This window comes from Micromonospora sp. U56, from assembly GCF_018070095.1.
GTDB lineage: Bacteria > Actinomycetota > Actinomycetes > Mycobacteriales > Micromonosporaceae > Micromonospora > Micromonospora purpureochromogenes.
On the sequence record NZ_JAGPYL010000042.1, the window covers coordinates 38,619 to 46,445 of the forward strand.

Sequence of the window (7,827 nt, forward strand, 5' to 3'; positions counted from 1 at the left end):
GTGAACGGGATCAGACCGGGCGGCCGGCGCCGACCGGCGGCTGGGACGCCTCGGCGAACTCCTCGCGCGGGTCGTGCAGCTGGCCGAGGGCGACCACCTCACGCTTGAGGAAGAACGCCAGCGACCAGTCGACCACGACCCGGACCTTGCGGTTGAACGACGGGATCCGGCTCATGTGGTACGTCCGGTGCATGAACCAGGCCGGCCAGCCGGTCATCTTCACGCCGTACACCTGGGCGACGCCCTTGTGCAGGCCGAGGCTGGCCACGCTGCCCGCGTGCTTGTGCTTGTAGTTGACCGGCTCGCGACCGCGGATCACGTTCGCGATGTTGTCGGCCATCCGGGCCGCCTGACGCACCGCGTGCTGGGCGCTCGGCGAGCAGTAGTTGCCCGGCTCCTTGGTCAGGTCCGGCACGGCGGCGCAGTCGCCGGCGCTCCAGGCGCCCTCGACGACCCGGTCGCCGTCGACGATCTGCAGCGTCGGCAGGCAGGTGACCCGCTTGCGCTCGTCACGTGGGAAGTCGGTCGCGTCCAGCATCGGCGACGGCTTCACGCCGGCCGTCCAGACGATGGTGTCGGAGCGGAAGGTGTCGCCGTCGGAGAGCTTCACCACGCCGTCGACGCAGGACTCCAGCCGGGTGTCCAGGCGGATGTCCATGTTGCGCTTGAGCAGCTGCTGGACGGTGTAGGCACCCATGTCCCGGTCGACCTCGGGCAGCACCCGCTGGGTCGCCTCGACCAGCACCCAGCGCATGTCCTCGGGCTTGAGCTCCGGGTAGTACCGCAGCGCGTCCCGGGCCATGTCCTCCATCTCGGCCAGCGCCTCGATGCCGGCGTAGCCACCACCGACGAAGGTGAAGGTCAGCGCCGAGCGGCGGACCGCCGGGTCCGGCGTGGCGGCCGCCACGTCGAGCCGGTCCAGCACGTGGTTGCGCAGGTAGATGGCCTCACCGATGGTCTTGAAGCCGATGCCGTGCTCGTGCAGGCCGGGAATCGGCAGCGTCCGGGAGACCGAGCCGGGGGCGACCACGATGTGGTCGTACGGAATCTCCCGGGTCGGGCCGCTGATCGGCTGCACCACCGCGGTCTTCCGGTCGTGGTCGATCCGCGTCACCGCACCCGCCACGACCTTGCACCGGCGCAACTCCCGCCGCAGCGGCACCACGGAGTGCCGGGGCGAGATGTTGCCGGCCGCCGCCTCCGGGAGGAACGGCTGGTAGGTCATGTGCGGCTGCGGGTCGACGACGACGACCTCGGCCTCACGGGAGCTCAGCTTCTTGGACAGGCGCAGAGCGGCGTACAGGCCGACGTGCCCGGCACCCACGACAAGGATCCGCTTCGGATTCACGTCATCTATCTTTCCCCGGGCGGCTCGGGTAATCCCGTCCGAGACCCCCTTCTGTGACGGAGCACAACCCCTGTGACCTGCGCAACGCCCCGGAGCCGTTCCGCTATCCGCGACGCAGCAGCCAGCCCAGGAGCCCGCTCAACCCCACCGCCACCAGCAGTCCGGCCACCGTCGCCGCCTGAAACCCGGCGCCCCCGCCGATCTCGCCCAGCCAGGCCAGGATCACCCCGACCACGGCCGTGGCGAGGATCACCACGCCGGCCCGGCTCAGCCAGCGCAGCACCAGATCCGGGTCGACCACGGCGTCGTAGGGCAGCACCGCGGCGAGCGCGCACAGGGTGTGCGCCAGGTAGAGGGCGGCGGCCACGGCGAGCAGCCGCCAGAGCGCGATCGGCCGGTCGTACCCGGCGGAGGCGAGCAGCCAGCCGCCCACGGTGACCAGGGCGGCGAAGGTCGGCCACCCCCGGCGCGGGGCCACCCCCGGCAGCACCGCCACCACCGTGAGGGCGAGCAGCGCCCGCGCGGAGAACATCTCGACCGGGTACGCCAGCAGCAGGCCGACCAGCACGGTGAGGAAGATACCGGCGCGCACCAGCAGGGGCGCAAGGCTCACCCGGTTCGCAACCGCCCGCAACGCCCGCACCCGCTCGGCGACCGCGTTCATCTGTCCCCGCTTTCGTTCGCGACTGCGGGACTCCGCTGCGCTGCGTTCCTCGCGCTCACCGGTGCCAGCCTTCGTTTCGCGACTGCGGGACTCCGCTGCGCTGCGTTCCTCGCGCTCACCGGGCGCCCACCCGCGGGGCGGTGGCCAGCCGGGCCACGTCGCGCAGCACCTGGTCCAGGCTGCCCGCGCCGGCCCAGCGCACCACCGGCACGCCGTGCTCGCGCAGCTGGGCGATCATCGTGTCCCGGTCCAGCCGCCAGAGCCGGAACGCCACCGGCGCCCAGCCCCGCTCGCCGGGCGGGGCAAGGTCGGTGGGCAGCGTGTCCACCGCGACCACGAACCGGCCGCCCCGCGCCAGCCGGGCCAGCATCTGCGCGGACCGCTCGTCCAGCAGCGGGGTGAGCACCACCACCAGCGCGTCGGCGGAGAGCACCTGCGGCCCGAAGACCTGGTCGTACGGCTCGTGCGGGGAGGCCTCGGCGCGCACGTCGAGCAGCCACTCCAGCACCGTCAGGTACTGCCGGCGGCCGGTGGCCGGGCGCAGCCGGCGGGCCGCCGGCCCGTACTCCAGCAACGCCACCCGGTCACCCCGGTGCAGGTAGTGCTCGGCGATCGCGGCGGCGGCCCGGACGGTGGTGTCCAACACGGACGCGGCGCCCTTCACCCCGCCCGAGCGGCCCGCCTCGGCGAGCACGTCGAGCAGGACCACCACCTCAGCGTCCCGGTCTGACAGGGTGGCCGCCACGTGCAGCTGACGGGCCCGCAGGGAGACCCGCCAGTCGATACGGCGCAGCCGGTCGCCGGGCCCGAAGACCCGAACGCCGGCCAGCTCGCCGCCCTCGCCCGGGCGGCGCGAGTGGTGCGCGCCGACCAGCCCGGCCGCCCGGGGCATCGCCTCCACCGCCTCGAACTGCTCGGTTTCCGGGTAGACCCGCATCCGCACCGGGTCGGTGATCACCGCGCGGGAGACGAGCAGCCCGTCGGCGGCGGCGACCCGCGCGCCGGCCGGGCCGATCGGATGCCGCCCCCAGCGCAGCGCGGTGCCGGACAGCTCCAGGTCGACGGCCCGGCCGGTGGGGATCGAGGTGACGAAGGGGCGGTCCGCGCCGCCGGAGCGGCGCACGTCCACCCCGGCCCCGCCGAAGCCGACCCGCTCGACCCGCAGCCACGGCGAGACGCGGGCCCGCACCACCGCCACGTCGTACGCCACGGTGTCCGGGTTGCCGACGCTGACCGTGCCGGCCATCGCGCCGCCCTCGACCAGGTGCGCGTCGTCGGCGAGGATCTCCAGCTGCGGCGCGCCGGTGGGCCGGCGGCGCAGCGCGTACGCGGTGCCGAGCGCGAACGGCGCGGCGAGCACGACCAGGTCGACCCGGCCGAGCAGCACGGCGGCGATCAGCAGCACCCCGGTGAGCAGCACCGCCCGGCCCAGCGCCCAGGTGGGCGCCCAGCCCGCCGCCGGCTCCGCCGCTTCGTCGGTGGGCACGGTCGTCAGCGCCCCGGCCGGCCGGCCGCGTAGCTGGGCAGCGCGCCGCTGGCCGGGGCGGGCGTCTGCTCCAGCACCTCACCGACCACGAAGGACGGATCGACCCGGCGCAGCCACATCTCCGGCCGCAACGTGATCCGGTGCGCGAGCGCCGGGGCGGCCACCTCCTTGACGTCCTCCGGCACCACGTAGTCGCGGCCGGCGAAGACCGCCCGGACGCGGGCCAGCAGCAGCAGCGCCAGCGAGCCGCGCGGGGAGGCGCCGACCAGCACCGACGGGTGCTCGCGGGTGGCCGCGGTCAGGTCGACGATGTACCGGCCGACGGAGTCCTCCACCACCACGTCCTCCAGCGCTGCCTGCATGGCGCGCAGCGTGGCGGCGTCCACCACCGGTTTGATCTCGGCCTCCTCGCGGCGGCGGGCCATCCGCCGGCGCAGCACGTCCCACTCCTCCTCGCGCTGCGGGTAGCCGAACGACACCCGCAGCAGGAACCGGTCGAGCTGCGCCTCGGGCAGCGGGTACGTCCCCTCGTACTCGATCGGGTTGGCGGTGGCGAGCACGTGGAACGGCTCGTCCAGCCGGTAGGTGACGCCCTCGACGGAGACCTGCTTCTCCTGCATCGCCTCCAGCAGCGCCGACTGGGTCTTCGGCGGCGTCCGGTTGATCTCGTCGGCGAGCAGCAGGTTGGTGAAGAGCGGGCCGGCCCGGAAGGAGAAGTCGCCGCTGCGCTGGTCGTAGAGGAAGGAGCCGGTGACGTCGGCCGGCAGCAGGTCGGGGGTGAACTGGAGGCGGCGGAAGTCCAGGCCGAGGGCCTGCGCGAAGGACCGCGCGGTCAGCGTCTTGCCCAGGCCTGGCAGGTCCTCCAGCAGCACGTGCCCGCCGGCCAGGATGCCGGCGAGGACCAGCTCCAGGGACTCCCGCTTGCCGACCACGACCTGACCGACCGCGTCCAGCACCGCCCGGGCCAGGTGGCCTACCTCGGAGGCGGGGATGCTGCCGTCCACGTCGTTCATCAGATTTTCTCCAGTTCGGCGACGATCGCCGCGAGGTCGCGCGGCGACGGGGGGCGGCGGGAGGGGGTGTTGAGGAACGTCCACAGCGGTTCCCCGAGGAGGGTGCGGGCGCGGGCCGGGTCGGACTCGCGGGTCAGGCCGTGGCGCTGGCGCAGCCGCTCGTCGGCCAGCTCGCCCAGCCGCGGCAGGATCCGCTCGGTGAACCGCTTCTGGTTGCCCGAGGACCAGTCCAGCGGCCGTTCCCACCCGTTGATGGCGGTCCGCAGGGCGTCCCGGGCGCCCCAGTTCCAGGAGCCGGGCTCCTCACCTGCGGGGGCGCGCCCACCGGCGCGGGGCGGGGGCGGCGGCGCGAGGGCTGCGGTGACCCGGCGGACGGCGAGCACCGCCAGGACGCCGGCCACCACGATCCAGATCGAGACCTGGAGGCCGACCGCGCGCAGCACGGCCAGGACCACCACGGTGATGGCGGCGGCGACCGCGAGGGCACGCAGCACCGCCCGGCCCCGCCCGCCGCGCTCCTGGCCGGTGCGCGGCGGCGGCTCCTCCTCGAAGGTGAGCAGGTCGTCGAGGCCGGTGCGCTCGGTCACGATCGCACCGCCCGGGGCTCGACGGGTCGCGCGTTCACGCCGGCACCTCCTCGGCGGCGGTGGCGAGGGCGGTCAGTTCGCCGCGCAGCCGGCGCAGCGCCGCCCGGGCCTGGTCACGCATCCGGGCGTCCACGGTGTGGGTGGCGTACCGGGCCTCGCGGTAAACGTGGGCGAATGAGTCCAGCACGTCGGCGCTGGCGATGGCGGGCACCCCGGCCTCCGGGTCGCCCCGCAGCAGCCGGGTGACCAGGTCGGTCGGGGTGTCCCCGGTACGCCGGGGCACGCCCACCTCATTGGCGGCCTCCTCCAGGCGTACCCAGCAGGCGATCACGGCGGTACGCGGGTCGGTGTCGGCATCGTCCAGCTCCACCAGGCCCGCGTCGAGGGCGGCGACCACCTCGCGGGCGGTGCCCTCGGCGGTGCGCCGTGCGCGGGCGGCCGGGACGGCCCGGGTGGTGCGGCGCAGGGCGCCCCGGATCAGCGTCCAGGCCAGGTAGCCGAGGGCGAGCAGGATGGCCAGGCCCAGCAGGACGATCGCCGCGGTCGCGATCCACTGCGGGATGTCGGCCTGGGTGCGTTCGGCACCGGCGCGCGGCTCGATCGGGATGGAGGGGGCCGGCGCGGCGGAGGGGTAGTCCGGGACGTACGGGAGTTGCTTGGCGGCGGGCGGGATGCGGCTCGCGCCGATCGAGGAGTGCCCGGCGGCGAGCGCCGCGGCGGCCAGCAGGAGGGTCACCGCGAGGACGGGCCACCACCTGCGCAGCACGCCGAGGTCCATCGCCACCGCCCCACGCAGCCTCAGTCCACCCCGGCGAGTTGCTTCGCCCGGGCGAACACGTCGTCCAGCATCAATGGTGTCAGCCGTCCCGTGAAGGTGTTCTGCTGGCTGACGTGGTAGCAACCGAGCAGCTCGGGGGCGGCCGTCCCGGACCAGTGTGCCCCATGCCCGAAGACCGGTCGCGGGCTGGGCGGGCGGACGCCGTACACGTCGCGCAGCACCGGCCACCACGCTGCCCAGGCGAAGGCGCCCAGCGCGACCACGACGCGCAGGGTGGGCCGGATCAGCCCGACCTCGCGGTGCAGCCACGGCGCGCAGGTGTCCCGCTCGGCCGGGGTGGGCTTGTTGTCCGGCGGCGCGCACCGCACCGCGGCGAAGATCCGGGTGTCCCGCAGCGTGAGCCCGTCGTCGGCGGCCACGCTGGTCGGCTGGTTGGCCAGGCCGGCGCGGTGCAGGGCGGCGAAGAGCACGTCGCCCGACCGGTCGCCGGTGAAGATCCGACCGGTGCGGTTGCCGCCATGCGCGGCCGGGGCCAGCCCGAGGATGCCGATCCGGGCGTCCGGCGTGCCGAAGCCGGGGACCGGGCGACCCCAGTAGTGCTGCTCGCGGAAGGCCGCCCGCTTCGTCCGGGCGACCTCCTCCCGCCAGGAGACCAGGCGCGGGCAGGCGAAGCAGTTGCTGACCGCGCCGTCGAGGTCGGCCAGGTCGGTCGCCCGCGCGGCGCGGGCGACCACCTCCACGGGGGTACGGGGCTCAGCCAAGCTTGGCCCGGAAGAGTTCCAGGGTGCGTGCCCAGGCGGTGGCGGCGGCCCGCTGGTCGAAGTTCTCCGGGCGGTCCTCGTTGAAGAACGCGTGCGCGGTGCCCGGGTAGTCGTGGGTCTGACAGGTGCCGCCGGCCGTCTCGATGGCCCGGCGGACGGTCTGTACGCCGTCCGCCGCGGAGAGACCGTCCGCTTCGGAGCAGTGGATGACCGCCGCCTTGCCGGCGTAGTCGGTCCACTCGGCGCGCATCGCCTCCCAGGGCAGCCGCGGGTAGAAGGCGGCGGTGGCGACGATCCGCTCGGAGCGGGTGGCCGCCCAGAGGGCCAGGCTGGCTCCGGCGCAGAAACCCGCGCAGCCGACCTTGCCGGTGACCTCGGGACGACCGGCCAGGTAGTCCGCCGCGACCGCGATGTCCGCCGCCGCCTCGTCCATCTGCGCGCTGTTCAGCATCTGCCGGGGCTCACTCGGCTTGCTGGCCGGCTGACCGTGCCGGAAGTCCGGGGCGAGGGCGACGAAGCCCGCCTCCGCGAAGCGGTCCGCGACCGACCGGATGTGGGGCACCAGACCCCACCAGTCCTGGATGACGATGACCGCGGGGCTGGCCGCACCGCCGGAGGGTATCGCGAGATACCCCTCGCTCGCCCCACCGTTGCTGGCGTAGCTCACCATCTCGCCCATCGGCCGTCCTCCTAGCGGTCAGTCATCGTTGGCTGGTCGCCCAGTGGTCCTACGTGCCGGTAGCCTGCCACGCCGTGAGCGCGCCGGGAAGACGCGAGAACAGTGGCATATACCTCCCGTTCACCGCATGGTGAACCGGCGTACGACGACGGCGGCGCGGGGGCTTCCCGCGCCGCCGTCCGACGGTCGCGCCGAGGCCGATCCGGCCTTCGTGGTCCCGGCCGGTCAGGCCTTCCTGGTCAGGCAGAGCAGGTAGCCCTTGCCGCCCGGGGCAATGTTGTAGAAGACTTGACGATCTCTCCGCCCTGACGGCCGGAGATTCCCTCCACGCTGCGCGTGGACCGCACAGCGTCGGGGCGGATTCCTGCTTCTCGGCGCGGTGCCGGCAGGGGTGCCGGTCTTACCTGCGCTCCACAGGCGTTTAGGCTCTCGGCGCGTCCCGCCGCGAGTATGTTTCTGGCCGCGTTGACGTCCCGGTCGTGGGCGGCCCCGCACGGGCAGGTCCACGACC

General features: G+C 74.3%; 9 protein-coding genes. All 9 read right to left on the reverse strand.

Annotated elements, in window-relative coordinates; genetic code table 11:
- Positions 1 to 10: 10 nt before the first annotated feature.
- Positions 11 to 1,348, reverse strand: a complete 1,338-nt coding sequence (locus tag KBX37_RS16185) for an NAD(P)/FAD-dependent oxidoreductase (protein WP_210776780.1) — start codon at positions 1,346 to 1,348, stop codon at positions 11 to 13.
- A gap of 103 nt (positions 1,349 to 1,451) precedes the next feature.
- Complete coding sequence (locus KBX37_RS16190; protein WP_210776781.1) at positions 1,452 to 2,012, reverse strand: hypothetical protein; 561 nt, start codon at positions 2,010 to 2,012, stop codon at positions 1,452 to 1,454.
- Between the two features lie 115 nt (positions 2,013 to 2,127).
- Positions 2,128 to 3,507, reverse strand: a complete 1,380-nt coding sequence (locus KBX37_RS16195; RefSeq protein WP_210776787.1) for a DUF58 domain-containing protein — start codon at positions 3,505 to 3,507, stop codon at positions 2,128 to 2,130.
- The gene (locus KBX37_RS16200; RefSeq protein WP_210776782.1) at positions 3,504 to 4,511 is read right to left on the reverse strand and encodes a MoxR family ATPase; all 1,008 of its coding nucleotides are present in this window, start codon (positions 4,509 to 4,511) and stop codon (positions 3,504 to 3,506) included. The genes KBX37_RS16195 and KBX37_RS16200 overlap by 4 nt, the downstream gene beginning before the upstream one ends.
- Positions 4,511 to 5,098: a hypothetical protein gene (locus KBX37_RS16205; RefSeq protein WP_210776783.1), complete on the reverse strand. Its 588-nt coding sequence runs from the start codon at positions 5,096 to 5,098 to the stop codon at positions 4,511 to 4,513. Before KBX37_RS16205 ends, KBX37_RS16200 begins: the two co-directional genes overlap by 1 nt.
- A 34-nt stretch (positions 5,099 to 5,132) precedes the next feature.
- Positions 5,133 to 5,876, reverse strand: coding sequence for a DUF4129 domain-containing protein (locus KBX37_RS16210; RefSeq protein WP_210776788.1), 744 nt, complete (start codon positions 5,874 to 5,876; stop codon positions 5,133 to 5,135).
- Between the two features lie 20 nt (positions 5,877 to 5,896).
- Positions 5,897 to 6,610, reverse strand: a complete 714-nt coding sequence (locus tag KBX37_RS16215) for a uracil-DNA glycosylase (protein WP_210776789.1) — start codon at positions 6,608 to 6,610, stop codon at positions 5,897 to 5,899.
- A 19-nt stretch (positions 6,611 to 6,629) separates the two neighbouring features.
- On the reverse strand, positions 6,630 to 7,316 hold the full coding sequence (locus KBX37_RS16220; protein ID WP_210776784.1) for a dienelactone hydrolase family protein: 687 nt from the start codon (positions 7,314 to 7,316) through the stop codon (positions 6,630 to 6,632).
- A gap of 239 nt (positions 7,317 to 7,555) precedes the next feature.
- Positions 7,556 to 7,827 (reverse strand): zinc ribbon domain-containing protein (locus KBX37_RS35985; RefSeq protein ID WP_210776785.1); only part of this gene is annotated, 272 nt, incomplete at its 5' end.